This window comes from Paraburkholderia dipogonis (genome assembly GCF_042680985.1).
In the GTDB taxonomy this organism is placed as follows: Bacteria; Pseudomonadota; Gammaproteobacteria; order Burkholderiales; family Burkholderiaceae; genus Paraburkholderia; species Paraburkholderia phytofirmans.
Genome location: NZ_JBHUFR010000008.1, coordinates 364,089 through 389,258, shown reverse-complemented (window position 1 = coordinate 389,258; position 25,170 = coordinate 364,089). Strand labels below are relative to the sequence as shown.

General features: G+C 64.0%; 22 protein-coding genes and 1 pseudogene. 10 read left to right on the top strand and 13 right to left on the bottom strand.

Translation table 11 applies throughout. The annotated features are described in order from the left end of the window. Positions 1-2: 2 nt before the first annotated feature. The 7 genes from ACFSNN_RS11725 to ACFSNN_RS11695 all read right to left on the bottom strand — a co-directional run bounded on the left by ACFSNN_RS11725 (position 3) and on the right by ACFSNN_RS11695 (position 7,361). The gene (locus ACFSNN_RS11725; RefSeq protein ID WP_134456229.1) at positions 3-1,049 is read right to left on the bottom strand and encodes a bifunctional UDP-4-keto-pentose/UDP-xylose synthase; all 1,047 of its coding nucleotides are present in this window, start codon (positions 1,047-1,049) and stop codon (positions 3-5) included. Then, positions 1,046-1,981, bottom strand: a complete 936-nt coding sequence (locus tag ACFSNN_RS11720; protein ID WP_134456228.1) for a formyltransferase — start codon at positions 1,979-1,981, stop codon at positions 1,046-1,048. The genes ACFSNN_RS11725 and ACFSNN_RS11720 overlap by 4 nt, the downstream gene beginning before the upstream one ends. After that, the gene (locus tag ACFSNN_RS11715) at positions 1,978-3,021 is read right to left on the bottom strand and encodes a glycosyltransferase (protein ID WP_134456227.1); all 1,044 of its coding nucleotides are present in this window, start codon (positions 3,019-3,021) and stop codon (positions 1,978-1,980) included. Before ACFSNN_RS11715 ends, ACFSNN_RS11720 begins: the two co-directional genes overlap by 4 nt. A gap of 6 nt (positions 3,022-3,027) precedes the next feature. Next, entirely contained in the window at positions 3,028-4,179 is a 1,152-nt protein-coding gene (locus ACFSNN_RS11710; RefSeq protein WP_134456226.1) for a DegT/DnrJ/EryC1/StrS family aminotransferase, read from the bottom strand. 248 nt (positions 4,180-4,427) lie between these two features. Beyond that, on the bottom strand, positions 4,428-4,799 hold the full coding sequence (locus ACFSNN_RS11705) for an SMR family transporter (protein WP_134456225.1): 372 nt from the start codon (positions 4,797-4,799) through the stop codon (positions 4,428-4,430). A 25-nt stretch (positions 4,800-4,824) separates the two neighbouring features. Then, positions 4,825-6,582, bottom strand: a complete 1,758-nt coding sequence (locus ACFSNN_RS11700; RefSeq protein WP_134456224.1) for an ArnT family glycosyltransferase — start codon at positions 6,580-6,582, stop codon at positions 4,825-4,827. A 404-nt stretch (positions 6,583-6,986) separates the two neighbouring features. After that, the gene (locus tag ACFSNN_RS11695) at positions 6,987-7,361 is read right to left on the bottom strand and encodes an Mth938-like domain-containing protein (protein WP_134456223.1); all 375 of its coding nucleotides are present in this window, start codon (positions 7,359-7,361) and stop codon (positions 6,987-6,989) included. Between the two features lie 414 nt (positions 7,362-7,775). On the opposite strand from ACFSNN_RS11695, the gene ACFSNN_RS11690 reads away from it, so the two are divergent. From ACFSNN_RS11690 to moaE, 6 genes are all read left to right on the top strand, one after another. After that, complete coding sequence (locus tag ACFSNN_RS11690) at positions 7,776-9,026, top strand: pyridoxal phosphate-dependent aminotransferase (protein WP_134456222.1); 1,251 nt, start codon at positions 7,776-7,778, stop codon at positions 9,024-9,026. Positions 9,027-9,123: 97 nt separating this feature from the next. Continuing rightward, entirely contained in the window at positions 9,124-10,455 is a 1,332-nt protein-coding gene (locus ACFSNN_RS11685; RefSeq protein WP_134456221.1) for a homoserine dehydrogenase, read from the top strand. A 9-nt stretch (positions 10,456-10,464) separates the two neighbouring features. Beyond that, positions 10,465-11,916, top strand: coding sequence for a threonine synthase (thrC, locus tag ACFSNN_RS11680; RefSeq protein WP_134456220.1), 1,452 nt, complete (start codon positions 10,465-10,467; stop codon positions 11,914-11,916). 321 nt (positions 11,917-12,237) lie between these two features. After that, complete coding sequence (locus tag ACFSNN_RS11675) at positions 12,238-13,494, top strand: molybdopterin molybdotransferase MoeA (RefSeq protein ID WP_134458870.1); 1,257 nt, start codon at positions 12,238-12,240, stop codon at positions 13,492-13,494. 30 nt (positions 13,495-13,524) lie between these two features. Next, positions 13,525-13,782: a molybdopterin converting factor subunit 1 gene (gene moaD, locus ACFSNN_RS11670; RefSeq protein WP_134456219.1), complete on the top strand. Its 258-nt coding sequence runs from the start codon at positions 13,525-13,527 to the stop codon at positions 13,780-13,782. 58 nt (positions 13,783-13,840) lie between these two features. Next, positions 13,841-14,317 carry a molybdopterin synthase catalytic subunit MoaE gene (moaE, locus tag ACFSNN_RS11665; RefSeq protein WP_134456218.1) on the top strand — a complete coding sequence of 159 codons (477 nt, stop codon included), beginning with the start codon at positions 13,841-13,843 and terminating at the stop codon, positions 14,315-14,317. A gap of 156 nt (positions 14,318-14,473) precedes the next feature. Here moaE and ACFSNN_RS11660 read toward each other — a convergent pair whose 3' ends face one another. Beyond that, positions 14,474-15,016, bottom strand: coding sequence for a group III truncated hemoglobin (locus ACFSNN_RS11660; RefSeq protein ID WP_134456217.1), 543 nt, complete (start codon positions 15,014-15,016; stop codon positions 14,474-14,476). A 304-nt stretch (positions 15,017-15,320) separates the two neighbouring features. On the opposite strand from ACFSNN_RS11660, the gene ACFSNN_RS11655 reads away from it, so the two are divergent. Then, positions 15,321-15,821 (top strand): Rrf2 family transcriptional regulator, encoded by a 501-nt coding sequence (locus tag ACFSNN_RS11655; protein ID WP_134456216.1) that lies wholly within the window; start codon positions 15,321-15,323, stop codon positions 15,819-15,821. A 118-nt stretch (positions 15,822-15,939) separates the two neighbouring features. After that, the gene (gene clpB, locus ACFSNN_RS11650) at positions 15,940-18,537 is read left to right on the top strand and encodes an ATP-dependent chaperone ClpB (RefSeq protein WP_012432827.1); all 2,598 of its coding nucleotides are present in this window, start codon (positions 15,940-15,942) and stop codon (positions 18,535-18,537) included. Positions 18,538-18,680: 143 nt separating this feature from the next. Here the strand turns inward: clpB and ACFSNN_RS11645 are convergent. Then, positions 18,681-19,139: pseudogene (locus tag ACFSNN_RS11645) on the bottom strand (YidB family protein); the annotation flags it as partial. A gap of 180 nt (positions 19,140-19,319) precedes the next feature. Then, a complete protein-coding gene (locus ACFSNN_RS11640; protein ID WP_134456215.1) occupies positions 19,320-19,919 on the bottom strand; it encodes a ComEA family DNA-binding protein in 600 nt (199 codons plus the stop codon). Positions 19,920-20,241: 322 nt separating this feature from the next. On the opposite strand from ACFSNN_RS11640, the gene ACFSNN_RS11635 reads away from it, so the two are divergent. Both ACFSNN_RS11635 and ACFSNN_RS11630 read left to right on the top strand, forming a co-directional pair. Further along, a complete protein-coding gene (locus ACFSNN_RS11635; RefSeq protein WP_134456214.1) occupies positions 20,242-20,736 on the top strand; it encodes a MerR family transcriptional regulator in 495 nt (164 codons plus the stop codon). Beyond that, a complete protein-coding gene (locus tag ACFSNN_RS11630; RefSeq protein WP_134456213.1) occupies positions 20,688-21,143 on the top strand; it encodes a carboxymuconolactone decarboxylase family protein in 456 nt (151 codons plus the stop codon). Before ACFSNN_RS11635 ends, ACFSNN_RS11630 begins: the two co-directional genes overlap by 49 nt. Before the next feature lie 122 nt (positions 21,144-21,265). Here ACFSNN_RS11630 and ACFSNN_RS11625 read toward each other — a convergent pair whose 3' ends face one another. From ACFSNN_RS11625 to ACFSNN_RS11615, 3 genes are all read right to left on the bottom strand, one after another. Further along, a complete protein-coding gene (locus tag ACFSNN_RS11625; protein ID WP_134456212.1) occupies positions 21,266-22,645 on the bottom strand; it encodes an MATE family efflux transporter in 1,380 nt (459 codons plus the stop codon). A 2-nt stretch (positions 22,646-22,647) separates the two neighbouring features. Further along, on the bottom strand, positions 22,648-24,405 hold the full coding sequence (locus tag ACFSNN_RS11620) for an ArnT family glycosyltransferase (RefSeq protein WP_134456211.1): 1,758 nt from the start codon (positions 24,403-24,405) through the stop codon (positions 22,648-22,650). A 294-nt stretch (positions 24,406-24,699) separates the two neighbouring features. Further along, positions 24,700-24,966: a type B 50S ribosomal protein L31 gene (locus ACFSNN_RS11615; protein ID WP_012432834.1), complete on the bottom strand. Its 267-nt coding sequence runs from the start codon at positions 24,964-24,966 to the stop codon at positions 24,700-24,702. Positions 24,967-25,170 lie beyond the last annotated feature (204 nt).

Here is a 25,170-nt window from a genome sequence, read left to right as displayed (position 1 = left end):
CCTTATTGCTGTTCGACGAGCGCGCGCGCTTCGCCGACGTGGCCGCGATACGCTTCGAAAATCTTGCGCAGCGCTTCGTCGAAGGTCGACTTCGGTGCCCAGTCGAGTTCCTGCATCGTGTTGTCGATCTTCGGCACGCGGTTCTGCACGTCCTGATAGCCCGCGCCGTAGTACGCGCCGGACGAGGTTTCGACCAGTTGCACCTGCTTGGCCGTATCCGCGTATTCGGGGAATTCGGCGGCGAGCGTCAGCATCTTGTGCGCGAGTTCACGCACCGAGAAATTGTTGGTCGGGTTGCCGATGTTGTAGATCTTGCCCGTGGCGACGCCGTCCTTGTTCTCAATGATCTTCATCAGCGCGCCGATGCCGTCGTCGATATCCGTGAAGGCGCGCTTTTGCGCGCCGCCATCGACGAGGCTGATGTTCTCGCCGCGCACGATATGGCCGAGGAACTGCGTGACCACGCGCGAGCTGCCTTCCTTCGGCGTGTAGATCGAGTCGAGGCCCGGGCCGATCCAGTTGAACGGACGGAACAGCGTGAAGTTCAGGCCTTCCATGCCGTAACCCCAGATCACGCGGTCCATCAGTTGCTTGGAGCAGGCGTAGATCCAGCGCGGCTTGTTGATCGGGCCGTACGACAGTTGCGATTCTTCCGGATCGAACTGCTCGTCCGTGCACATGCCGTAGACCTCGGACGTGGACGGAAACACGAGGTGCTTGCCGTACTTGACGGCCGAACGCACGATCGGCAGGTTCGCCTCGAAATCCAGTTCGAACACGCGCAACGGCTGCTTCACGTAAGTGGCGGGCGTGGCGATCGCGACCAGCGGCAGGATCACATCGCACTTCTTGACGTGATATTCGACCCACTCCTTGTTGATCGTGATATCGCCTTCGAAGAAGTGCATCCGTTCATGATTGACGAGGTCGCCCAGACGTTCGGTCTGCATGTCCATCCCGAACACTTCCCAATCGGTCGTTTCGAGAATGCGCTTGGACAGGTGATGGCCGATGAAGCCGTTCACACCCAGAATCAGGACTTTTTTCATTGATGACGGGGAGTTTGGATGAGCTGGGCAAATTCGGCCGGAGTGACGACAGCCTCGCTGCCGTCGTGCTGGTGCCGCAATTCGTGGATGGCGATCGCGCGGCCGTCGCCGCATATCGCGAAAACGGCATTATCGCTTACGTGCAGGCCCGGGGGCAAATCCGAGCGCAGCGCGCCGGGCGCGGCCAGGCGCGCGCGCGCGACGATGAAACGCCGCTCGCCGATATCCGTGAAAGCGCCCGGGTAGGGCGGCGCGACCGCGCGGATCAGGTTGTAGACCTGCTGCGCCGTCTGCGTCCAGTCGATGCGGCCGTCTTCCGGCTTGCGACCGCCGTAATAGCTGCCGTGCGCGATGTCGTTCGGCAGATGCGGCGCCTCGCCCGCCAGCAGCGAGGGCAGCACGCGCCACAGGGTCTGTTCGGCGGCCACGGTGACCTTGTCGAACACTTGCGCGGCGGTGTCGTCGGGCAGGATCGGCACCGGCGTTTGCGCGAGGATCGCGCCCGCGTCAGGCTTGGCGGCCATTTCGTGCAGCGTCGCGCCGGTTTCCGTTTCGCCGTGAATCACCGCCCAGTTGGTCGGCACGCGGCCGCGGTACTTCGGCAGCAGCGAGCCGTGCATGTTGTAAGCGCCTCGTGCGGCGAGCGCCAGCACGTCGACCGGCAGCATGTGGCGGTAGTAGAAAGAGAAGATGAAATCCGGGCGCGCGGCGCTCACCGCGGCGCGCAGCTCGGGGCTCTTCGGATCGCTCGGCGTGACGACCGGAATGCCGTGCTCGGCCGCGACCGAGGCGACGCTGCCGAACCAGATGTTTTCGCTCGGACTGTCTTCGTGCGTGACGACAAGCGCCACGTCCACGCCGCGCGCGAGCAGCACCTGCAGGCAGCGCACGCCGACGTTGTGATACGCGAATACGACGGCGCGCGGCTTCATGGATTCGGGCCCTGATCGAGGAGCGGCGCGGCCTGCACGGCCTGCACGACGGTCTGGCGCGGCGCTTCGGTCACGGTCGTGCCGTCGCGCTGTTCGAGAATGGTCTGCACGAGATAGCGCGGACGCGCGCGCACCTGCTGATAGATCCGGCCGATATATTCGCCGAGCAGGCCGAGCGCGAAGATGATCACGCCGAGCAGGAAGAAGGTGATGGCGAACAGCGTGAACACACCTTGCACTTCCGCGCCGATGATAAAGCGCCGGATCAGCAGCAGCACGAACAGCGCCGCGGAGCCGAGCGACAGGATCACGCCGATGAACGACAGCCATTGCAGCGGCACGACCGAGAAGCCGGTGACGAGGTCGAAGTTCAGGCGGATCAGCGAGTACAGCGAGTACTTCGATTCGCCGGCAAAACGCTCTTCGTGCGCGACCTCGATTTCCACCGGATTCTGCGCGAAGGTGTAAGCGAGCGCCGGGATGAACGTGTTGATTTCGCCGCAGCGGTTGATCGTGTCGATGATGTGCCGGCTATACGCGCGCAGCATGCAGCCCTGGTCGGTCATCTTGATGCGGGTGATGCGCTCGCGCAGCCGGTTCATCGCGCGCGAGGCCTTGCGGCGCCACAGGCTGTCCTGGCGTTGCAGGCGGATCGTGCCGACGTAGTCGTAGCCTTCGCGCATCTTGTTGACCAGCTTGCTGATCTCTTCCGGCGGATTCTGCAGGTCGGCGTCGAGCGTGATGACGATCTCGCCGCGCGATTGCTCGAAGCCCGCCAGAATCGCCATGTGCTGGCCGTAGTTGCCGTTGAGCAGAATCACGCGCGTCGTGTCGGGACGCGCGCGGAACTGTTCGGCGAGCAGGGCGGCGGATTTGTCGCGGCTGCCGTCGTTGATGAAGATCACTTCATAACCGGTGCCGAGCGCGTCGAGCGCCGGATACAGGCGCGCGAACAGCGCGGCCAGACCGGCTTCCTCGTTGTACACCGGGATGATGACCGACACTTCCGGTGCTGCAGCGCGATGTTCCGAATAAATCATTTCCGCTTATTTTCCGTATTGTTCGCAAATTTCATTGACCGCGCGGCACACGCGCTCCACGTCGCCTTCGTTCATCAACGTGAAGAGCGGCAGCGTGACGTTGGTCGCGCCGAACTTCTCCGCATGCGGGAACATGCCTTCCTTGAAGCCGCGCGCGCGATACAGCGAGAACAGGTGGATCGCCGGGTAGTGCACGCCCGAACCGATGCCGCGTTCCTTCAATTGACCCATGAAGCCGGCGCGGTCGATCGACAGTCTGTCGAGCGGCAGCGTGATCTGGAACATGTGCCAGTTGCTGTTTTCATAGTCAGCAAACGGCAGGCCGATCCCGAGCTTTGCCGCCGCGCCGCCTTCGAAACCGGCGAAATACGCGCGCACCAGTTTGCGGCGCTGCGCGAGGAAACGCTCCAGATGCGGCAGCTGGCCGAGGCCGACGCGCGCGGCGACGTCCGTCAGGTTGTACTTGCCGCCCAGCACGTCGCAGTCCATGCCGTCGAAGCCGGTGCGTGTGATGCCTTGCAGACGGTACTTCTGGGCGAGGACGGCTTCCTCTTCGTTGTTCAGCACCAGCGCGCCGCCTTCAATCGAGGTCAGGTTCTTGTTCGCGTGGAAGCTGAACGACACCATGTCGCCCAGCTTGCCGATGCGCTCGCCTTTCCACGTCGAACCGAACGCCTGCGCGGCGTCTTCGATCACGCGCAGCTTGTGCGCGCGGGCGATGGCGTAGAGGCGGTCCATGTCGACCGGCAGGCCCGACAGATAGACAGGTATCAACGCCTTGGTGCGCGGCGTGATGGCTTTTTCGAGCAGATCGAGGTCGATATTGCGCGTGACCGGGTCGATGTCGGCGAACACCGGCGTCGCGCCGACTTCATAGATCACGTTGCTGGTCGACACCCACGAGGCCGGCGTCGTGATGACTTCGTCGCCTTCGCCCACGCCGGCGATACGCAGGCCGATTTCCAGCGTCGCCGTGCCGGAATTGAACGTGCGCACCGGACGCCCGCCGCAGAACTCGGAAAGCGCGGCTTCGAATTTCTGGTTTTGCGGACCGGTGGTGATCCAGCCGGAGCGCAGCACGTCGGCGACGCCCCGAATCGTTTCCTCATCGATCTCGGGTTTGACAAAGGGCAAGAACGGGACTGTTGACTGGGTCATGAATGCATCGCTCGATTGAAAGAGGCGCAACCCGAAGGGCGCGCAGGACACCAAACACTATGCGCACAACTCGGGGCCGCGGCGAAAAAGGGCGCAACCGCACAGCATACCGTGGTCAACCTTACGGATTCCTTAGCCGGCCGGGGGCTCCGCTTACGGTATCTTTTGCCGTCTGCATCTTCCCAGTCGGCGCCGGCGAGAAACAGTAATAAATTGTGTCCGGCACGTCGTTGCCCGGACGGCGGCGCCTAGCTGCGCGCCAGCACCACCACGCCAATCAGGATGATGCCGATGCCGATCAGCTTCTGCACCGACAGCACTTCGCCGAACAGGTACCACGCCGCGAACGCATTGACGATGTAGCCGAGCGACAGCATCGGATAGGCGATCGACACGTCCACCCGCGACAGCCCGATGACCCACACTGCCACGCTGATCACATAACAGGCCAGCCCGCCGATGATCGGCGGCTGGGTTGCCAGGCGAAAGGCGATGGGCAGGATGTTCGCACGGCTGAATTCGAAGTGTCCAACGGCATTCGTACCGGCTTTGAGCAGCAACTGCGCACCGGCGTTCAACGTGACGCCAGCAAGAATGCAAAAGAGGGAAATCGGGTTCATCAAACGGTTAAATCCTGATATGGGGTCATTGTTGTGCTTTTTCTACCGGCGCCGGCGCCGGTGCCGGCGCTTGGGTAGCGGGCGCGCCGGGCAAAGCGGGCGTGGCCGGCGGCTTTTCCACCACCACGCGACGCGAGTCGCGGGCGATCAGCTGCATCGGCAGGCCTTCCTTGAGGAGGCGATCGTAGGTCTGCGGCGGGATCAGGGCAAGCGCGTAACGATCGGCCTTCCAGCGCTCGACCCAGGCATCGATGGAGGGAATCCATTTCTGCGGCTCGACGGACACGCCGAAGGCCAGTTCGTCAGGATGCTCGACCATGATCATGGTGTGGTCGACATAGAACGGCATCGTGTGGTCGAGCACGCCGACCGAGTAGAACGGCGTATCCGCCGGCAACTTCGCGATCTCGGTCTTGATGGCCGGCGCGAGCGGCGCGCCGGAGCTCAGGCGGCCGAACACGTCGTGACCCGTGCCAGCGATGGTGCCGAGCAGCAGCCACGCCGCGCCGAAGGTGGCGACGGCGCCCAGGCTGGCGGCCCGGCCGCGGCGGTTCAGCCACAACGCAGCGAGCGTCAGCACGAAGGCGACGGCCAGCGCCGCCAGCACCCAGGTGCGGTACTCGGCGTACAGTTCGGCCGGATTGCGCGCGCTGCCGAAGCGCGACATGAACAGCGCGGCGAACGCGGCGACTACGAGAAAAAGTGCATAACCGGCGAGGTGGCGGCGCAACTGGTCGCGCGTGACGAGCGGCAGATACATGCCGATCAGAAGCGCGATCGGCGGGGCGATCGGCAGCGTATAGGACAGCAGCTTCGAGTGCGACGCGCTGAAGAACAGGAAGATGAAGACGGTCCACGTCAGCATCAGCGTGACCGGCGCGAAGCCGTTCGGCTGGCGCGGCAGGCGCCATGCGTGGCGCACGCTCTGCAGCGTAACGGAAAGCCACGGCAGAAAGCCCACGATCAGCACCGGTACGAAATAATAGAACGGCCCGGGACGGTTCTGCTCCGGCGTCAGATAGCGCTTGAATTGCTGGACGATGAAGAAGAAGTTCAGGAATTCCGGATTGCGCTGCTGCACCAGTACGAACCACGGCGTGACGATCACGAAGAACACGATCAGCCCGCCGATCAGATGCAGGCGCTTCCACACGGCCCAGTCGCGCGCGATCACGGTGTAAAGCACCAGCACCGCGCCCGGCAGGATCACGCCGACGAGACCCTTGGACAGCACGGCGAGCGCCATCGAACCCCAGCACACCCACATCCAGGCGCGCACGCTGCCGGTCGGCAGGTTGGGGCGCTGCGCGAGCATCAGCGCGCACAGCGTCAGTTCCATCCAGAACGACAGGCCCATGTCGAGCGTGTTGAAGTGGCCCATCAGGTTCCAGTACGGCGAAGTCGCCAGCACGATCGCCGCGAACACGCCGGTCGCCGCGTTGAACACGCGCGCGCCGGTGAAGCCGACCAGCAGCACGCCGGCAAAGCCCGTCAGCGCCGTGTAAAGCCGCGCCTGCCATTCGCCGATGCCGAACCACGCGAACGTGAGCGCATTCGCCCAGGTTTGCAGCGGCGGTTTCTCGAAATACTTGTAGCCGTTGTAGCGCGGCGTGATCCAGTCGCCGGTGACGAACATCTCGCGCGCCATTTCGGCGTAACGGCCTTCGTCGCTGGGCAGCAGATGGCGCCAGCCTAGCGGCACGAACCAGATCACGGCAAGGGCCAGCACCAGCAGCAAAATCGTGGTGCGGTTGAGCGGTAGCCTCGTCGGCGTATCGTTCATGGATTTCAACCTTTATGGCGACGCCGCGCAGGCGGCGAAGCGGTGTTGTTCGGAAATGGCGACCGGTCGGGCGCGGCTGTCCGTGAGGCGGCCGGCGGCTTGCGGAGCAGTCGGCCTCGTGGCACACGCGTATCAGACTGTCCGCGCCGCTTTCCGTTGCCTTGCCTCGCGCCGGCGGCTTCGACGGTGGCGCTGCGGCACCTTCCGTCGACAGATTCGTCGCGGCTCGCGCGGGCGTGCTCAGGCTGCCGGTCCAGCAATCAATGGCGCGCAGTGTACGTTATCGGCCGTGACGCGGCCAGGGCGCGCAGTTCAACCCGGCGGCGCGAACGCGTCAGATACGAGCGCGCAGCGGCCTCGCAGCGCATCGCCAATCGCGCGTACGGGGCCGGCGCCGCCCGGCCCTAGGCCTCGATCAGCAGCGCGGCCGCGACCTTGCGGCCCTCGGCCATCAGAATGTTGTATGTGCGGCAGGCGGCTTTGAAGTCCATCGTCTCGACGCCGATGCGCTTCGCGGTGAGCGCGGCGGTCAGCCGCGGATGCGGAAAGCGCAGCCGTTCGCCGCTGCCGAACACGACCACTTCGGGCGCGGCGTCGATCAGCATGGCGAAGTGCTCGGCGCTCAACTGATCGAAAGAGGAGACGGGCCAGGCAATGACCGGCGCGTCCGGCAGCACGAGAATGCTGCCCGAGTGGCGCACCAGATTGATTTCGACATAGTCGGCGCCGTAGCCGGTCACGGTGTTGAGGGCGCCGCTCGAATCCTGATGTAGTTTCAAATTGGTTTTCCGAAGTCGTCGTGAGACATCATGCGTGTGGGCGGCCTGACCGGTGCAGCCGGGGCAGGGCGATTCGACGCGAGTGGGACACGCGCATGGGGCAATAGCGGGGCAATAGCGGAGCAAAAGCGGCCGAAAAGGCTTGCCGTCGCGGTTGGTGCATTGCGGAAGTCGGCCAAAATCCGCTAAATTATAACTTTTTAGCCGCCTCGCGGCGCCCCTCGCTCATGTGCCGCCACAAGTTGCGCTGAGTCCACGGGTGCGGCCCACCGGCTACCCGCCTGGTTTTGCCCGCTTTCGGCCGCTTTTGTCTGCATTTGTCTGTGCCGTTCTTCTCGCAGCTGTACCGCTGCAATTGACCGCTCGCGCCCGAGGAACGCACGCCTGTTCGCCCCCGCCATCAACCAGGATGAAGTGCCCGCCGTGAAACCGATTCTCAAATCCAACAAGTTGTTGAATGTCTGCTACGACATTCGCGGGCCCGTCCTCGAACATGCGAAGCGGCTCGAAGAAGAGGGCCACCGCATCATCAAGCTGAACATCGGCAATCTTGCGCCGTTCGGCTTCGACGCGCCGGACGAAATCATTCAGGACATGATCCTGAACCTGCCGGGTTCGTCGGGTTACTCCGATTCCAAAGGTGTGTTCGCCGCGCGCAAGGCGATCATGCATTACGCGCAGCAAAAAGGCGTGCACGGCGTCGAACTGGACGACATCTACATCGGCAACGGCGCCTCCGAGCTGATCGTGATGGCGCTGCAAGGCCTGCTGAACGACGGCGACGAAGTGCTGCTGCCCGCGCCCGATTATCCGCTGTGGACCGCCGGCGTAAGCCTGTCGGGCGGCACGCCGGTGCACTATATCTGCGACGAATCGAACAGCTGGATGCCCGACCTCGACGACATTCGCGCGAAAATTACGCCGAACACGCGCGCGCTCGTGGTCATCAACCCAAACAATCCCACCGGCGCGCTGTATTCGGACGAACTGCTGCTCGGCCTGATCGAGATTGCCCGCCAGCACGGCCTCGTGATCTTCGCCGACGAGGTCTACGACAAGATCATTTACGACGGCAAGAAGCACACGTCGATGGCGGCGCTCTCCGAAGACGTGCTGACCGTCACCTTCAACAGCCTGTCGAAAAGCTACCGTTCGTGCGGTTACCGCGCCGGCTGGATGTTCATCTCGGGCTTGACCGCCGGTGAGAACCGCCGTCACGCCAAAGACTACTTCGAAGGGCTCGGCATTCTGGCGTCCATGCGCCTGTGCCCGAACGTGCCGGGCCAGTACGCGATCCAGACCGCGCTCGGCGGCTACCAGAGCATCAACGACCTGATCGTGCCGACCGGGCGCCTGTACAAACAGCGCGAACTCGCGTATGACATGTTGACGGCGATCCCCGGCGTGAGCTGCGTGAAGCCCGAAGCGGCGCTGTATATGTTCCCGCGTCTGGACCCGAAGATTTATCCGATCCAGGACGACCAGCAGTTCATCCTCGACCTTTTGCTGGAAGAGCGCGTGCTGCTCGTGCAGGGCACCGGCTTCAACTGGAAAACGCCGGATCACTTCCGCGTCGTGTTCCTGCCGAACGTGGACGATCTCGCGGATTCCATCAACCGGATCGCGCGCTTCCTCGACGGTTACCGCAAGCGTCACTCCGCCTAGCGCACAATAGCGCGTACGACGCGGCTCGCGCCGCGTCGCGCCGTCCGCCGGGCGCTACCCGTTTCCCTTTAATCATCTACTCGAAAACACACGCTGCATGGAACCGATCAAAGTTGGACTGCTGGGCTTCGGCACGGTAGGCAGCGGCACCTTCACGGTACTGCGCCGCAATCAGGAAGAAATCAAACGCCGCGCCGGCCGCGGCATCGAGATTGCGCGCATTGCCGTGCGCAATCCCGCCAAGGCGACCGCGGCGCTCGGCGGCGAAGCCAGCACCGTGGCGCTGACCGATGACTTCAACGCGGTGGTCGACGACCCGTCGATCGATATCGTGGCCGAGATGATCGGCGGCACAGGCGTGGCGCGCGACCTCGTTCTGCGCGCGATCAAGAACCGCAAGCACGTGGTCACGGCCAACAAGGCGCTGCTCGCGGTGCACGGCACGGAGATCTTCGAAGCGGCGCGCGCCAACGGCGTGATGGTGTCGTTCGAGGCGGCGGTGGCGGGCGGCATTCCGATCATCAAGGCGCTGCGCGAGGGCCTGACGGCCAATCGCATCCAGTACATCGCGGGCATCATCAACGGCACGACGAACTACATTCTTTCGGAAATGCGCGACCGCGGGCTCGACTTCGCGACCGCGCTCAAAGCCGCGCAGGAACTGGGCTACGCCGAAGCCGATCCGACCTTCGACATCGAAGGCGTGGACGCCGCGCACAAGGCGACCATCATGAGCGCGATCGCGTTCGGCGTGCCGGTGCAGTTCGACAAGGCTTACGTCGAAGGCATCAGCAAGCTCGCTGCGATCGACATCAAATATGCCGAGGAACTCGGCTATCGCATCAAGCTGCTCGGCATCGCGCGCCGTACCGATAAAGGCATCGAATTGCGCGTGCATCCCACGCTGATTCCGGAGAAGCGCCTGCTCGCGAACGTGGAAGGCGCGATGAACGCGGTCGTCGTGCACGGCGACGCGGTCGGCGCCACGCTCTATTACGGCAAGGGTGCGGGCGCCGAGCCGACGGCTTCCGCCGTGGTGGCCGATCTGGTGGACGTGACGCGCCTGCATACGGCCGATCCGGAGCATCGCGTGCCGCATCTGGCGTTCCAGCCGGACAGCCTGTCGAGCACCCCGATTCTGCCAATCGACGAAGTCACGAGCGGCTACTACCTGCGTCTGCGGGTGGCGGACGTGACCGGCGTGCTGGCCGACATCACGCGCATTCTGGCCGACACCGGCATTTCGATCGACGCGCTGCTGCAGAAGGAATCGGAGCAGGTCGACGCGAACGGCAAGGGCGAGACCGACATCATCCTGATCACGCACGAAACGGTTGAAAAGAACGTCAACGCCGCGATCAAAACGATCGAAGCGTTGAAGACCGTCGTCTCGCAAGTCACGAAGCTGCGCATGGAAGCGCTGAACTAGGCCGAACTCATGAACTATCTCTCCACGCGCGGCGCCGGAGCCGGCGAGCGCCACACCTTCTCCGACATCCTGCTGGGCGGTCTCGCGAAAGACGGCGGCCTGTATTTGCCCGCGGAATATCCGCGTGTCAGCGCCGACGAACTGACGCGCTGGCGCACGTTGCCGTACGCGGATCTCGCCTTCGAGATCCTGTCGAAATTCAGCGACGACATTCCCGCCGAAGACCTGCGCGCGCTCACGCGCAAGACGTACACGGCGGCCACGTACTGCAACGTGCGCGACGACGAAAGCGCCGCGCAGATCACGCCGCTGAAGACGCTGGGCGTCGAGAACGGCGCGCCGCTGTCGCTCCTGGAACTGTCGAACGGCCCGACGCTCGCCTTCAAGGACATGGCGATGCAGTTGATCGGCAACCTGTTCGAATACGCGCTCGCCAGGCACGGCGAAACGCTGAACATTCTCGGCGCGACCTCGGGCGACACCGGCAGCGCCGCCGAATACGCGATGCGCGGCAAGAAAGGCATCAGCGTGTTCATGCTGTCGCCGCACAAGAAGATGAGCGCGTTCCAGACCGCGCAGATGTACAGCCTGCAAGACCCGAACATCTTCAACATCGCGGTTGAAGGCGTATTCGACGACGCGCAGGACATCGTCAAAGCCGTCTCGAACGATCACGCGTTCAAGGCGAAGTACAAGATCGGCACGGTCAACTCGATCAACTGGGCGCGCGTGGTGGCGCAGGTCGTGTACTACTTCAAGGGCTACTTCGCGGCCACCAGGTCGAACGACGAGCGCGTGTCGTTCACGGTGCCGTCGGGCAACTTCGGCAACGTGTGCGCGGGTCACATCGCGCGCATGATGGGCCTGCCGATCGAGAAGCTGGTGGTGGCCACGAACGAAAACGACGTGCTCGACGAGTTCTTCCGCACCGGCATTTACCGCGTGCGCAAGGCGGCGGAGACGTATCACACCAGCAGCCCGAGCATGGACATTTCGAAGGCTTCGAACTTCGAGCGTTTCGTGTTCGATCTGCTGGGCCGCGATCCGGCGCGCGTGTTGCAACTGTTCCGCGACGTCGAAGAGAAGGGCGGCTTCGACCTCGCGGCGAGCGGCGATTTCGCGCGCGTGCGGGAGTTCGGGTTCGTGTCCGGCAGCAGCAGCCATGACAGCCGTGTGGACACGATCCGCGACGTGTTCGAGCGTTACGACACGATGATCGACACGCACACCGCCGACGGCCTGAAGGTGGCGCGCGAACATTTGCAGCCGGGCATTCCGATGGTCGTGCTGGAGACGGCGCAACCCATCAAGTTCGGCGAGACGATCCGCGAAGCGCTGCTGCGCGAGCCGGAGCGGCCGGCGGCGTTCTCGGGTCTGGAGGCGCTGCCGCAGCGTTTCGAAGTGCTGCCGGCGGACGTGCAGCGCGTGAAGGACTTCATTGTGGCGAACGCGGGCGCGTAAGCCGCGGCTGTCGCTCAGCGTGAGCGGTTGCGCGGCTCACGCCGACTGTCCGATACGCTTGACGCTGTGCATGTGCGCAGCCGGCGTTGGGAGAGGCACGCGAGGTACATGCGTTCGCTGTTTCACAGGTCCTGCACAAACGGACGCGCACATGCGCACCCGCAAAACGACGCTTGCCGCGGAATCTCGCGGCAAGCGCTCAAATCTCCAAAAAGCCCGCATAACCCCGGACCGCACAGGCTATCCGTTTCGACCGCTACAATATTCCTTTAACCTGCGGCTTCGAGACCTGAGATGTCCACACCCACGCCCCGCGCGCCGATGCTCGCCACCGCCGAAGCCTTGGCGACTCTGCTCAGCGCAGCGAGCCCGATTGCCGGCACCGAGTCGATCCCCACGCTGGAAGCGCTGAACCGCGTGCTCGCGGCCGACGTCACGTCGCCGCTCGACGTCCCGCCGATGAACACCAGCTCAATGGACGGCTACGCGATCCGCACGGCCGATCTGACGGCGCAGGGCAACAGCCGTTTGCCGGTCTCGCAGCGCATTCCGGCAGGTCACGCGCCGGAGCCATTGAAGCCCGGCACGGCGGCGCGCATTTTCACCGGCGCCACGGTGCCGCCCGGCGCGGACGCGATCGTGATGCAGGAGCAAGCCGAAGCCGCCGGCGCGGATGTCGCGATCCTGCACAGTCCGCAACCGGGCGAATGGATCACGGCGCAGGGCGCGGATATCCGCAGCGGCTCGGTCATTCTTCCGGCGGGCACGCGGCTCACGCCGCAGGCGTTGGGACTGGCTGCCTCGGTTGGTTGTGCCGAACTCGTGGTGCGGCGGAGCGTCAAGGTGGCCGTGTTCTTCACGGGCGACGAGCTCACCATGCCCGGTGAGCCGCTGAAGCCGGGCGCGATCTACAACTCGAACCGTTTCACGCTGCGTGGCCTGCTGGAGAAGCTCGGTTGCGAGGTCACCGACTACGGCATCGTCGCGGACAAGCTCGACGCGACCCGCGCGACGCTGCGCGAAGCGGCCGAGGCGCACGACCTGATCTTGACCTGCGGCGGTGTATCGGTGGGTGAGGAGGATCACGTGAAGCCGGCGGTGGAGGCAGAGGGGCGGCTTGCGATGTGGCAGATCGCGATGAAGCCGGGCAAGCCGCTCGCGTTCGGTGCAGTGCGGCGCGCGGCGCAGCGCGGTAACGCCGCGGCGGAGCCGTCGGCTTCGGCTTCAGCCCCGGCAGAAACCTTCTTTATCGGCCTGCCGGGCAATCCCGTGTCCAGCTTCGCCACCTTCCTGCTGTTCGTGCGGCCGTTCATTCTCAGCCTGGCCGGTGTGCAGGCCGTGGCGCCGCGCACGCTGTCGCTGCGGGCGGATTTCACGCAGAGCAAGGCCGACCGCCGCAACGAATTCCTGCGCGCGCGGATCAACCCGGCCGGCGGCCTCGATCTGTTTCCGAATCAGAGTTCGGCGGTGCTGACGTCGACGGTGTGGGGCGACGGCCTGATCGACAATCCGCCGAATCACGCGATCAGCGCCGGCGAGACCGTGCGCTTCATTCCCTTTTCCGAATTGCTGAACTGAGCGAGGCCGGCAAGCACCGGCGGCATCCCGATGAAGATTCAACTCCGATATTTTGCGAGCGTGCGTGAAGCGCTCGACCTGGCCGACGAAACCGTCGAACTGCCCGACGGCATCGCGACCGTCGGCGATGTGCGCGCGTGGCTGCGCGTGCGCGGCGGCATCTGGGCCGACACGCTGGCCGAAGGCCGCGCGCTGCGCATGGCTTGCAACCACGTGATGACCGGCGCCGGCACTCGCGTCACCGAAGGCTGCGAAGTCGCGTTTTTCCCGCCCGTCACCGGCGGCTGAACCGCCATGCCACAACGCCACAACGCCACAACGCCGCTTAACCGCATAGGAGCCCGAGATGCCCGTTCGCGTCCAGACGGAAGACTTCGACCTCACCGCCGAGGTTGCCGCGTTGCGCGCGCGCAATCCGAAGATCGGCGCGGTGGCCTGCTTCGTCGGCACCGTGCGCGATCTGAACGACGGCAACACGGTCGAGACGATGGAGCTCGAACACTATCCCGGCATGACGGAGAAGTCGCTGGAGGCGATCATCGTGAGCGCGCGCGAGCGTTGGCCGGGTATCGAGGTGTCGATCGTGCATCGGGTCGGCAAGCTCTATCCGCTCGACCAGATCGTGCTGGTGGCGACCACGGCCGCGCATCGCGGGGAGGCCTTCGCATCGTGCGAATTCGTGATGGATTATCTGAAGACTCAGGCGCCGTTCTGGAAGAAAGAAAAGACCGAGGCGGGCGAGCGCTGGGTCGATGCCCGCGTCACCGACGACGCGGCGCTCGCCCGCTGGGGCATCGAGTCAGGCAATCGGACGGTGGAATAGGGAGCGGGCTTGGGCGTGGGGATCTGCGGGTCAGAAAGCGTCTTGGCGTGTCTTACACGCCGGTCTGAAACGCTTCCAAGGCTGTGGATGCTCGCTACGGTTCACGCTGTGCCGCCGTAGCGGTTCAAAGCGGTCCATCAGCCTGGCCGGGATATCTCATTCGTCCCGCGCCCGGCCGACGATCCGCGTCGGAAACGGCTCGCCGGGCGGCCGCGCCGCGTGGCCATCGTCACCGTCGAGCGGACGCCGTTTCGGCGCGACACGGTCCAGCAACGCCTGTTGTTCCACCGGGATCTTGTAGTCCCAGCCGAAGCGGCTCAGCTGCAGACTCTGCGCGATACGCAGCGCCGGCTCCATGAAGCGCACCGCCGCAGCCGGCTGATAACGCGATTCGACCGTATCCAGAAACAGATACAGCCAGCGGCTGAAGTGCTGCGGCTCGATGCCCTCGAGCGGCTGATGCGCCTGCTGCACATTGCCACGGTATTGCTTCGCGCCCAGTACGAGGCTGCCCCAGAAGGTGCACATCTTGGGCAGGTGATCGTCCCAACGGCCCGCTAGCGTCGCCTCGAACACCGGACCAAGCAGCGTATCGGCACGCACGCGGTCGTAGAAGCCGTAGACGAGGTCGCGGATATTCGCTTCGGTGGGCTCGGCGGCGCGCTCGACCACCGGCGCGGCAGGGAAGGACGGGTTCATGCAGGTTCCAAAAAGTGCAGCGACGCATCGCGTATCGCCACATGGTGCCACGCAGCGTCGGAAATGGCCTCAAATTAAGCCCGAACGTGCGGAAGTAGGATGCGAATACCCCGCTTTTCGTAAGAATGCCCCAGGCAGGAAACGTTACCATTACTGCCGAATCACGCACTCCGCCTGTCTGCGCAGAACTGGAAAATATGCGTAGCGCCTGCATCTTAGGGCGAAGCGACGGCCCACGGCAACCCTTGCATCGACGCGGTTATCTCCCGGATCGCGGCTTGCGCTCATTGCAATACCTGCACTCATGAGACTGACCGACTATACGGATTACTCACTACGCGTCCTGCTCTACCTGACCGTTCGCGGCAGCGGGTTGTCGACGATCCAGGACATTTCGGACGCGTACGGCATTTCGAAGAATCACTTGATGAAGGTCGTGCAGCAGCTCGGCGAACTCGGCTGGGTCGAGACCGTGCGCGGCCGCAACGGCGGCCTGCGGCTCGCCGAGCGGACAAACGCGCTGACGGTCGGCGAAATCGTGCGCGCGACGGAAAGCGACTTTGCGCTGGTGGGTTGCTTTCCGGACCAGCACGGCGAGCGCCGAAGCTGCGTCATCACGGCGCAATGCCGTATGCGAGGCGTGCTCGAGGCGGCGCGCAATGCCTTCCTCACCGAGCTCGACCGTCATACCATCGGCGAGGTGGCGCAGCCGCACGGCCCGCTCGCCGCGCTGCTCGGCTTGAGCCACGTGATTCCGATCACGCCGGTCGCGCAGGCTAGCGACGAGCCGGCGTCGGCAGCGTGAATGCGCGGGCATTTCTCGCGCGTCAAATGTTAAATAGTTGTTGCTAGAGGCAAAAAAACGCTTGAAACCTGGATAAAACGCCTCATTTTGGTGGTAATCGAAAATTGGAGGTCTCTTGATGAGAATCGACAAACTCACCACTAAATTCCAGGAAGCACTGGCGGACGCCCAGAGTCTGGCCGTCGGCCACGACAATCAATATATCGAACCGGTTCACGTCCTGTCGGCGCTCGTCGCTCAACACGACGGCTCGGCGCGCTCGCTGCTCTCGCGTGCCGGCGTGCATGTGCAGGCGCTGCAAACGGCGCTCGGCGATGCCATTACGCGTCTGCCGCAAGTGCAGGGCACGGACGGCAACGTGCAGATCGGCCGCGAACTGACAGGTCTGCTGAACCAGGCCGACAAGGAAGCGCAAAAGCTCAACGACACGTTCATCGCGAGCGAGATGTTCCTGCTCGCGGTCGCTGACGACAAAGGCGAGGCCGGCCGTCTCGCCCGTCAGCACGGCTTGTCGCGCAAGTCGCTGGAAAGCGCGATCGTCGCGGTGCGCGGCGGCTCGCAAGTGCACAGCCAGGACGCCGAAAGCCAGCGTGAAGCGCTGAAGAAATACACCGTGGATCTGACCGAGCGCGCGCGGGCCGGCAAGCTCGATCCGGTGATCGGCCGCGACGACGAAATCCGTCGTTCGATCCAGATCCTGCAGCGCCGCACCAAGAACAATCCGGTGCTGATCGGCGAACCGGGCGTGGGCAAGACCGCGATCGTCGAAGGTCTGGCGCAGCGGATCGTCAACGGCGAAGTGCCGGAAACGCTCAAGGGCAAGCGCGTGCTGTCGCTCGATATGGCGGCTTTGCTGGCCGGCGCCAAGTATCGCGGCGAGTTCGAAGAGCGTCTGAAGGCCGTGCTGAGCGACATCGCGAAAGACGAAGGGCAGACCATCGTCTTCATCGACGAAATTCACACCATGGTCGGCGCGGGCAAGGCCGAAGGCGCGATGGACGCGGGCAACATGCTCAAGCCGGCGCTCTCGCGCGGCGAGCTGCATTGCGTCGGCGCGACCACGCTCGACGAATATCGCAAATACATCGAAAAGGATGCCGCGCTCGAGCGCCGCTTCCAGAAGGTGCTGGTCGACGAGCCGACGGTAGAAGCGACCATCGCGATCCTGCGCGGTCTGCAGGAGAAGTACGAACTGCATCACGGCGTGGATATCACCGACCCGGCGATCGTCGCGGCGGCGGAACTGTCGCATCGCTACATCACGGACCGTTTTCTGCCGGACAAGGCGATCGACCTGATCGACGAAGCCGCTTCGAAGATCAAGATGGAAATCGACTCGAAGCCGGAAGAGATGGATCGGCTCGACCGTCGGTTAATCCAGTTGAAGATCGAGCGCGAAGCCGTCAAGAAGGAAAAGGACGAAGCGTCGCAAAAGCGTCTGCAATTGATCGAGGAAGAAATCGAGCGGCTCAATCGCGAGTATTCGGACCTCGAAGAAATCTGGACCGCGGAAAAAGCCGCGGTGCAGGGCAGTGCGCAACTGAAGGAAGAGATCGAAAAAACGCGTGCGGAAATCACGCGCCTGCAACGTGAAGGCAAGCTGGAGAAGGTGGCCGAGTTGCAGTACGGCAAACTGCCGGGTCTCGAAGCGCAGTTGAAGGAAGTGACCAAGGCCGAGGCCAGCGAGCAGAACAATCCGACGCGGCCGCGCCTGTTGCGCACGCAGGTCGGCGCGGAGGAAATCGCCGAAGTCGTGTCGCGTTCAACCGGCATTCCGGTGTCGCGCATGATGCAGGGCGAGCGCGAAAAGCTGCTGCAGATCGAAGAGAAGCTGCACGCGCGCGTGGTCGGCCAGGACGAGGCGATCAGTGCGGTGGCCGACGCGATCCGCCGTTCGCGCGCCGGTCTGTCGGATCCGAACCGGCCGTATGGTTCGTTCCTGTTCCTCGGTCCGACCGGAGTGGGCAAGACCGAGTTGTGCAAGGCCCTGGCGTCGTTCCTGTTCGATTCGGAAGATCATCTGATCCGTATCGACATGAGCGAATTCATGGAGAAGCACAGCGTCGCGCGCCTGATCGGTGCGCCGCCGGGATACGTCGGCTATGAAGAAGGCGGTTATCTGACGGAAGCCGTGCGTCGCAAGCCGTATAGCGTGATCCTGCTCGACGAAATCGAGAAGGCGCATCCGGACGTGTTCAACGTGCTGCTGCAGGTGCTCGACGACGGCCGCATGACCGACGGACAGGGCCGTACCGTGGACTTCAAGAACACGGTGATCGTGATGACGTCGAACCTCGGTTCGCAAGTGATCCAGTCGATGGTCGGCGAGCCGCAGGAAGCGGTCAAGGACGCGGTCTGGGAAGAAGTGAAGCTGCACTTCCGGCCCGAGTTCCTGAACCGGATCGACGACGTCGTGGTGTTCCATGCACTCGACCGCTCGAACATCCAGTCGATCGCGCGGATCCAGTTGCAGCGTCTGCACGAGCGGCTCGCCAAGCTCGACATGCAACTGGTGGTGTCGGACTCGGCGCTCGAGCATGTGGGCAAGGTCGGCTACGACCCGCTGTTCGGCGCGCGGCCGTTGAAGCGCGCGATCCAGCAGGAGATCGAGAACCCGGTCGCCAAGCTGATTCTGGCCGGCAAGTTCGGTCCGAAGGATGTGATTCCGGTCGAGGTGGAAGACGGCAAACTGGTGTTCGAACGCGTCGTCCATTAAGCGGATCGCGTTCTTTTGCGAAGGCGGGAGCGGCGGCAGTCGAGCCGTTCCTGGCGATGTAAAAAAACGGCAACGAAGGCGACTTCGTTGCCGTTTTTTCTTGCCCGTCCTGATTGCACAAAACGGGCAGGCGAGGCCGCCTCTTACGCGTTGCCCTTGCCGAACAGTGCCGACAAACCGCCGAGCGCGCCGAGCACGGTGGTGGCGTTCAGCTTGCCCTCAGCCGGCACTTCGCCTTCCGGCGTGGCCGCGTTGACGACGTGCGGCAGAATTTGCGAGAGCAGGCCGGTGACCTCGTCCGGTTGCACGCCGGCTTTCGCCGCGAGGTTGGTCACGGTTTCCGAGCCGAGCACGCTGTGCAGCGCGTCGGCTGCGATCGGCTGATTCTCGCCGTTGCTGACCCACGAGGTCACGACGTCGCCGAGGCCTTTTTCCTTGAAGCGTTCGATCAGGCCGTTCAGGCCGCCCGGCTGGCTATTGACGAATTCGAGTGCGGCCGAAACCAGGGCTTGCTGGCCACCGCCTTCGGGGGATTTGCCAACCAGGGAACCGAGTGTGTCGAGTAGGCTCATGACGGTCTCTCTTGAATGCCGACACGTGCTTGACGGGTCAGCGGGTGAAAACGCCGCGCGGTTGCGCGGCGCCGTGGAAGGAAGGCGGGCGGCGGCGCTGCGGGTGCACTCGCGCGAACATCACGCGCGTATCGCTTGGGCCTTTGCGCTGCCGGCGCTCAATCCTGTTTCGTACTCCGGTTCATTCTGTCCGGTCCTCGTTGCGTACTGTCAGGCACCGCCCGAGGCCGCCGCAGCCGATGCGGCCTTGCTCTTTTTCACTTTCTTCTTCGAAGCCTTGCTGTCGGAGGCGCCAGCCGGCGCCGCCGCAGTCGCCGCAGTTGTGGCGGCCGGAGTGGACGCCGCCGCCGCGTCGGACGCCGCAGCCTTGCTCTTCTTCTTCGACTTCGACGCTTTCGCGCCGGAAGCATCCGCCGGCGCGGCCGGCGTCGTATTCGCAGCCGTGGTCGGCGCCGCCGTGGGCGCGGTAGGCGCCGGCGCTGCCTTGGTGCTGGCCGTGCTGCTCGGCTTCGCCGCGGGTTTGGCGCCGCTCGGCGGCGTGGACGAGCCGTTGATCGTCAGGCCGGCCGCTTCGAGGTTGGTCACCGACTTGGTGCCGATGCCCTTGACGCGCGTGGCGAGATCGTCGGCGTCCTTGAACGGGCCATTCTTGGTGCGTTCGTCGATGATCGCTTTCGCATGCACCGGGCCGATACCCTTGACCGATTCGAGCGCCGCCTGGTCGGCGGAATTCACTTCGACGGCCGCCGCAAATCCGGCCGACAGCGACAAAGCCAAAGCAACGCAAAGCATTAGAAGCTTCTTCAGCATGGCAAGCACTCCATTGTGGGCAAAAAAGTTAGCCGCGAAGGGACGACCCGTACACAAACCGGACGACAGCATCCGGTCAGCTTTCACTGCGCTTAAGCATAGAACAAATTGCGCGCCCCTATTTGCCGACGCGGACGATTTATACCGATCGATTCATGACAAGTAAATCAGTGTGAACAAGATTTAAACCTTTTGCCTCGTTATTAGGCTGATGTGAGTTTATCGATCAAGACCATGCGCCATAAAAAATGACAACGCAGACAAATGACAGCAAGACGCGCTTGACTTAGAGTGCACTCGAAGTCCTAACCTGAGTTCCGTCATGTCGAATATCTCGAAAGCACTCACCATCGGGCAGGTCGCTGAAACGATCGGCGTCTCGACGCATACGCTGCGCTATTACGAGCAGGCCGGGCTGATTCGCGAGGTCGGACGCACGCAGGCGGGGCATCGGCTGTATGCGCCGGCCGATCTCGACTGGCTGCGCATCGTGATGCGCCTGAAGGCGACCGGCATGCCGATCGCCGGCATGCAGGCGTTCGCGGCGCTGCGCGTACAAGGCCAGCCGACCATGGGGGCGCGCCGCGACCTGCTGGTGGCGCATCGGGATGCGGTTTTGGCGCGGATCGCGGAGTTGCAGAGCAACCTCGGCGCGATCGTCGACAAGATCGCGTACTACGAAGCGGCCGGGCGCGCACCCGCCGCCGAGCATTCGCCACGACAGACTGACGAAACCCACGCGCATTCACATTCGGAAGAGGACTCACCATGGACCACGCACACAACGACCGCTACACCCGAGGCTGGGAAAAACTGAAGCAGATCGACGGCTCGACCGGCGAACAGGTGATCGCCGCGCTCGCGCCGATCGCGCCGGATTTCGGACGTCTGGTGATCGAATTCGGCTTCGGCGATATTTACAGCCGGCCGCAGCTCGATCTACGGGCGCGTGAGATTGCCACGATCGCGTCGCTGGCCACGCTCGGTTGCGCCGAGCCGCAGTTGAAGGTGCATATCGAGGCGGCGTTGAACGTCGGCTGCACGCGCGAAGAGATTGTCGAGGTGTTCATGCAGATGGCGCTCTATGCGGGCTTTCCGGCGGCGCTGAATGCGTTGTTTGCCGCGCGCGAGATTTTTGAGCGCCGTGATCAGGCGGCGAATGACGTGCAAGCGGCGAGTACGGCGCGGGTGGTGGAGGAGGAGGTCCACGCGGGCGAGGGTTGATATCCGCGAGATATTGACGACAACAAGGGTGGGGCAAGCGGCCGCTTTGTGCGGCCGCTTTCGTTGAGGCGTGGGTGCAACTAACGGTCTGTTTCGGGCAACCGCTGCGATACACAGCCCCATCAAGCCGCCGAATCCACCCGAAGCGCCGCCTCGGCATGCAAATACCGCTTGCTCACCACACGCCAGTACATCAGCAAGCCAACGCCCGCAATGGCCAGACTCGCGGTATTCGCCACCCAGAAGCCACGCGCGCCGGTCAGCCATTCCGGCGTGCCGCCGGTCACGTTGAAACCGAGCACATAGCCGCCGCCGAGCCCTACGCCCCACAGCGCCACCGCGTAGATCACGGTCGGCACGACCGCCACCTTGTAGGCGCGCAGCACGAACGCGGTGGTGATCTGCAAGGCATCGAACAGGTGATAGCACGCGACGATCAACACCAGCGGCAACGCCGCCGTCACGACCTGCGCATTCGGCGTATAGCCTTCGATGATGTACGGCCGCAGCACCAGCACGATCGCGCCGTAACAGCAGGCAATCGCCATCGCCATCATGATGCCGTGACGCGACAGCGTGCGCGCCGCTTCCGGACGATGCGCGCCGAGCGCCTGCGCGACCAGCGTCGACGAAGCGATGCCGATCGACAGCGGCGTCATGTAGAGCACCGCGCCGATATTGCCGGCGATCTGGTGGCCGGCGAGCGTCGTCGTGCCGAAGCGCGCAATGAAGAGCGCCATGAACGTGTAAGAGGTGACTTCGATCAGGTACGACAGGCCCATCGGAATGCCCAGCCGCAATTGCGCCGCCTGGCGCCGCCAGACCGGCCGGCAGAACTGCCTGAAGATCGCGAACGGCGTGAAGACGTCGACGCGCGTCAACAGCAGCATGCCGAGCGCGGCCAGCGCCCAGTTGATCATGGTGCTGGCGAGCGCGCAACCCGGCCCGCCGAGCGCCGGCACGCCGAATCCGCCGAAGATGAACCACGTATTGAGCGGCACCTTGAGCAACAGCGCGCCGATCTGCAGGATCATCACGAGCCGCGGCTTGCCGACCGCGTTGGTGACCGAACTGTAGACGCGAAAAGCGAGGCCGGCCGGCAAGCCGAAAGCCAGAATCCGCAGGTACGCCACGGTGCGCTCGTGCAGCGCCTCGGGCACGCGCGCGACCTGCAACACGGGGCCCGGAAAGAACAGGATCAGGAAGCCGATCACGGTCAGCGCCAGCGCAAGCCACAAAGCCTGGCGAACTTCCTCGCCGATCTCGATGTAGCGGCGCGCGCCGTAGAGTTGCGCGGTAATCGGTTGCAGCGCGGTCAAAATGCCGGTCAGGCCGATATACACGGAGATATAGATCGACGAGCCGAGGCCGAGCGCGGCCAGATCGACAGCGGAGTAACGGCCGACCATCGCCGTGTCGATCACGCCGAACGCGATGATCGCCAGTTGGCCGATCAGCACCGGCCAGGCGAGGCCGGCGATTTTCCGGACGTCGGCGAACATGCTCAGTCGGACTTCTTGTGCCAGCTGCGGCGTTTGACGACCGGCGGCTTCGGGCGGTCGATGCGCACGTACAGACGGAAGCGTTCGTCGCGGTCGGCCACGCGGCGGCCTTCCCACACCAGCTTCCAGACGAAGTCGGACATCGCGCTCGGTTCGCCGTAGTCCTGCGTATCCTGACGCAGGATTACGTCGCAGTCCTGGTCGAAGGAGAAGTGCATGTCGCCGAAATAGGCGAACGTCGCGATCTGCGCATTGCCGAGACGCACCGGCGAGATGCAGGTGTAGTCGTCCGGCAGATGGGCGGCGATCTGTTCGGCGACGTCCTTATAGGTCCGGCTGTAGTTGACGACCGGCAGCCACAGCGTCATGAGCAGCACCCACATGAGGGTGGTGCCGGCGCTCGAGAGCACCACGCTGCGCCACAGGACTTTCGGATGGCGCGCGAGCCGCCACTGCACCAGCACGAACCAGCAGACCGTCACGGCGACCGCGCATACGAACGACAGGATCTTGAACTGCGGCGCGAAGCCCGGCGCGAGACGCGCGAGATTGCGCGCGAGCGGATGCGGGAAGCCGGTCAATCCCGCGATATAAACCAGCCAGACGAAGCTGCCGAGAATCGTGAAGCTCAGGAGCGCGAACCAGTCGATTGCGTTGATCGCACCGCGCTTGAGCGTGGGCAGCGCGAACGCGGCCAGCACGGCGAGCGGCGGCAGCAGCAGCATGTAAAGGCGGTTCGATTGATGGCTCTGCAGCACGACCAGCACGAACAGCGGTCCGATTACCGACAGCGGAATGGCCACGTGCGGCGCGCGCCGCAGCCCCGACCAGCTGAACCACGCCCACAGTGCCAGCGGCCACGCCGGCCACGTGAAAAGCGGCAGGTTTTTCAGCGCGTAGCCGGCGACCGAGCCGGGCGGGCCGGCGAAGGAGCTCAAGCTGACATGCACCCACTGATTGAGGTACCAGACGGCGTCGACGGGAAAGGCGGCGAGCGCGGCGAGCGGCCACGCCACGGACAGCACGAGCGCCACCGGCAGACCCGCCAGCAGCAGCCAGCGCGAGCGCGTTTCGCGCACGATCAGGGTCATCGCCAGCGTGCCGAGCAGCAGCGCGCCGACCAGCACCGGGCTGCTCGCCAGCGTGACGAGGGCGATGGCGAGGCCCCAGATCAGCGCGCCCTGAATCGGCTTGTCGATCATGCGCACGAGCCCGTACACGAGCATCGCGATGCCGAAGAACTGCGCGAGTTGCGGCGTGGTTTCGTGGCCGCGCTCGGCAAGGCCGAAGCAGGCGAGCAGGATCAGCAGCGCGCCGTCGGCGAGCGTGCGGCCGTAGTCGCGCGGCTCCGGCTCGCCGCCGAACGCGTATTTGAACGGCTGGACTTCGGCGCGCCGGCCGAGCAGGTAAGCCGCATACCAGACGAACGCGCAACCCGCGCAGAACATCAGGCCCGTGAAGACGCGCGAGGCGTTGCTCGCGTCGACCCACGGCGCGAGCAGGCGGATCGCGCTGGCGCCGAACCAGTAGCCGAGCGGGCCGTCTTCAGTGAGGTATTTGCCGACCAGATTCGGCAGCAGCCAGTCGTGCGCGCCGCCGTTCGCCATGGTCCACATGACGCCGAAGCCGGCTGCATCCTCGTTCTTCCACGGATCGCGGCCGAAAAGTCCGAACGATGCGTAGACGATACAGATGGTCAACAGCAGCCAGCGCGGCAACGCACTGGTCGCTGAGGCAGTGAGGCGAACGACAGGTCTCATGCGGTGTGTGGATATTGGATAAGCGGTGCGGCCAGGGCCGGACGGCATGTCCGGCTCGAAGGCCAATTTGGAGCATCCGGCATTGTAGTCGTGCCGTGCGATGCGCGTCACGGCCGGTAACGGCTCGCAACGTGGTTGGAAAAGCTGTAACACGGTTTGGGTGGCGCGCCGTGCTGTGCGATTTTCGCCGCCGCATTGGCTATGGATGATTAGCCAGGCGACAAAAAAGGGCAGCTCGCGCTGCCCTTTTTGCTCCTGCTTCACTGCCGGCCAAAGCCGGCGACGAGCCAGGTATTACTTCGCGACTGCCTTGCCGGTAGCGCGCGAGCCGAACTTGTTGCGGAACTTCTCGACGCGGCCTGCCGTGTCCATGATCTTTTGCTGGCCGGTGTAGAACGGATGCGATTCCGACGACACTTCGATCTTGGCGAGCGGGTAGGTCTTGCCTTCGAATTCTGCGGTTTCACGCGTCTGGATGGTCGAGCGCGTCACGAACTTGAAGTCGTTCGACACGTCGATGAACAGAACTTCGCGGTAATCCGGGTGAATGCCTTCTTTCATGATCTTTCCTTTAATCTGGCGGTAGCCAACCCGCGTGCGGTCGTATTTACGAATCGCATCTAGGCGCGAGCCACTTGCCTGTGGTCGAAAAACGGCGATTATGCCAGAAAATCAGTCGCTTGACGACTTTTGCCGCGGCTTTTTGCTAGCAGCACGCGGCGTTTTCACGGCTGTCCGGCGCGCTCGGCGGCCGACCTGCATACC

What these genes read in the sequence shown, in the direction of transcription:
- ACFSNN_RS11725 (WP_134456229.1), bottom strand. Translation starts at nt 1,049, where the DNA reads ATGAAAAAAGTCCTGATTCTGGGTGTGAACGGCTTCATCGGCCATCAC.
- ACFSNN_RS11720 (WP_134456228.1), bottom strand. Translation starts at nt 1,981, where the DNA reads ATGAAGCCGCGCGCCGTCGTATTCGCGTATCACAACGTCGGCGTGCGC.
- ACFSNN_RS11715 (WP_134456227.1), bottom strand. Translation starts at nt 3,021, where the DNA reads ATGATTTATTCGGAACATCGCGCTGCAGCACCGGAAGTGTCGGTCATC.
- ACFSNN_RS11710 (WP_134456226.1), bottom strand. Translation starts at nt 4,179, where the DNA reads ATGACCCAGTCAACAGTCCCGTTCTTGCCCTTTGTCAAACCCGAGATC.
- ACFSNN_RS11705 (WP_134456225.1), bottom strand. Translation starts at nt 4,799, where the DNA reads ATGAACCCGATTTCCCTCTTTTGCATTCTTGCTGGCGTCACGTTGAAC.
- ACFSNN_RS11700 (WP_134456224.1), bottom strand. Translation starts at nt 6,582, where the DNA reads ATGAACGATACGCCGACGAGGCTACCGCTCAACCGCACCACGATTTTG.
- ACFSNN_RS11685 (WP_134456221.1), top strand. Translation starts at nt 9,124, where the DNA reads ATGGAACCGATCAAAGTTGGACTGCTGGGCTTCGGCACGGTAGGCAGC.
- thrC (WP_134456220.1), top strand. Translation starts at nt 10,465, where the DNA reads ATGAACTATCTCTCCACGCGCGGCGCCGGAGCCGGCGAGCGCCACACC.
- ACFSNN_RS11675 (WP_134458870.1), top strand. Translation starts at nt 12,238, where the DNA reads ATGCTCGCCACCGCCGAAGCCTTGGCGACTCTGCTCAGCGCAGCGAGC.
- moaD (WP_134456219.1), top strand. Translation starts at nt 13,525, where the DNA reads ATGAAGATTCAACTCCGATATTTTGCGAGCGTGCGTGAAGCGCTCGAC.
- moaE (WP_134456218.1), top strand. Translation starts at nt 13,841, where the DNA reads ATGCCCGTTCGCGTCCAGACGGAAGACTTCGACCTCACCGCCGAGGTT.
- ACFSNN_RS11660 (WP_134456217.1), bottom strand. Translation starts at nt 15,016, where the DNA reads ATGAACCCGTCCTTCCCTGCCGCGCCGGTGGTCGAGCGCGCCGCCGAG.
- ACFSNN_RS11655 (WP_134456216.1), top strand. Translation starts at nt 15,321, where the DNA reads ATGAGACTGACCGACTATACGGATTACTCACTACGCGTCCTGCTCTAC.
- clpB (WP_012432827.1), top strand. Translation starts at nt 15,940, where the DNA reads ATGAGAATCGACAAACTCACCACTAAATTCCAGGAAGCACTGGCGGAC.
- ACFSNN_RS11640 (WP_134456215.1), bottom strand. Translation starts at nt 19,919, where the DNA reads ATGCTGAAGAAGCTTCTAATGCTTTGCGTTGCTTTGGCTTTGTCGCTG.
- ACFSNN_RS11635 (WP_134456214.1), top strand. Translation starts at nt 20,242, where the DNA reads ATGTCGAATATCTCGAAAGCACTCACCATCGGGCAGGTCGCTGAAACG.
- ACFSNN_RS11630 (WP_134456213.1), top strand. Translation starts at nt 20,688, where the DNA reads ATGGACCACGCACACAACGACCGCTACACCCGAGGCTGGGAAAAACTG.
- ACFSNN_RS11625 (WP_134456212.1), bottom strand. Translation starts at nt 22,645, where the DNA reads ATGTTCGCCGACGTCCGGAAAATCGCCGGCCTCGCCTGGCCGGTGCTG.
- ACFSNN_RS11620 (WP_134456211.1), bottom strand. Translation starts at nt 24,405, where the DNA reads ATGAGACCTGTCGTTCGCCTCACTGCCTCAGCGACCAGTGCGTTGCCG.
- ACFSNN_RS11615 (WP_012432834.1), bottom strand. Translation starts at nt 24,966, where the DNA reads ATGAAAGAAGGCATTCACCCGGATTACCGCGAAGTTCTGTTCATCGAC.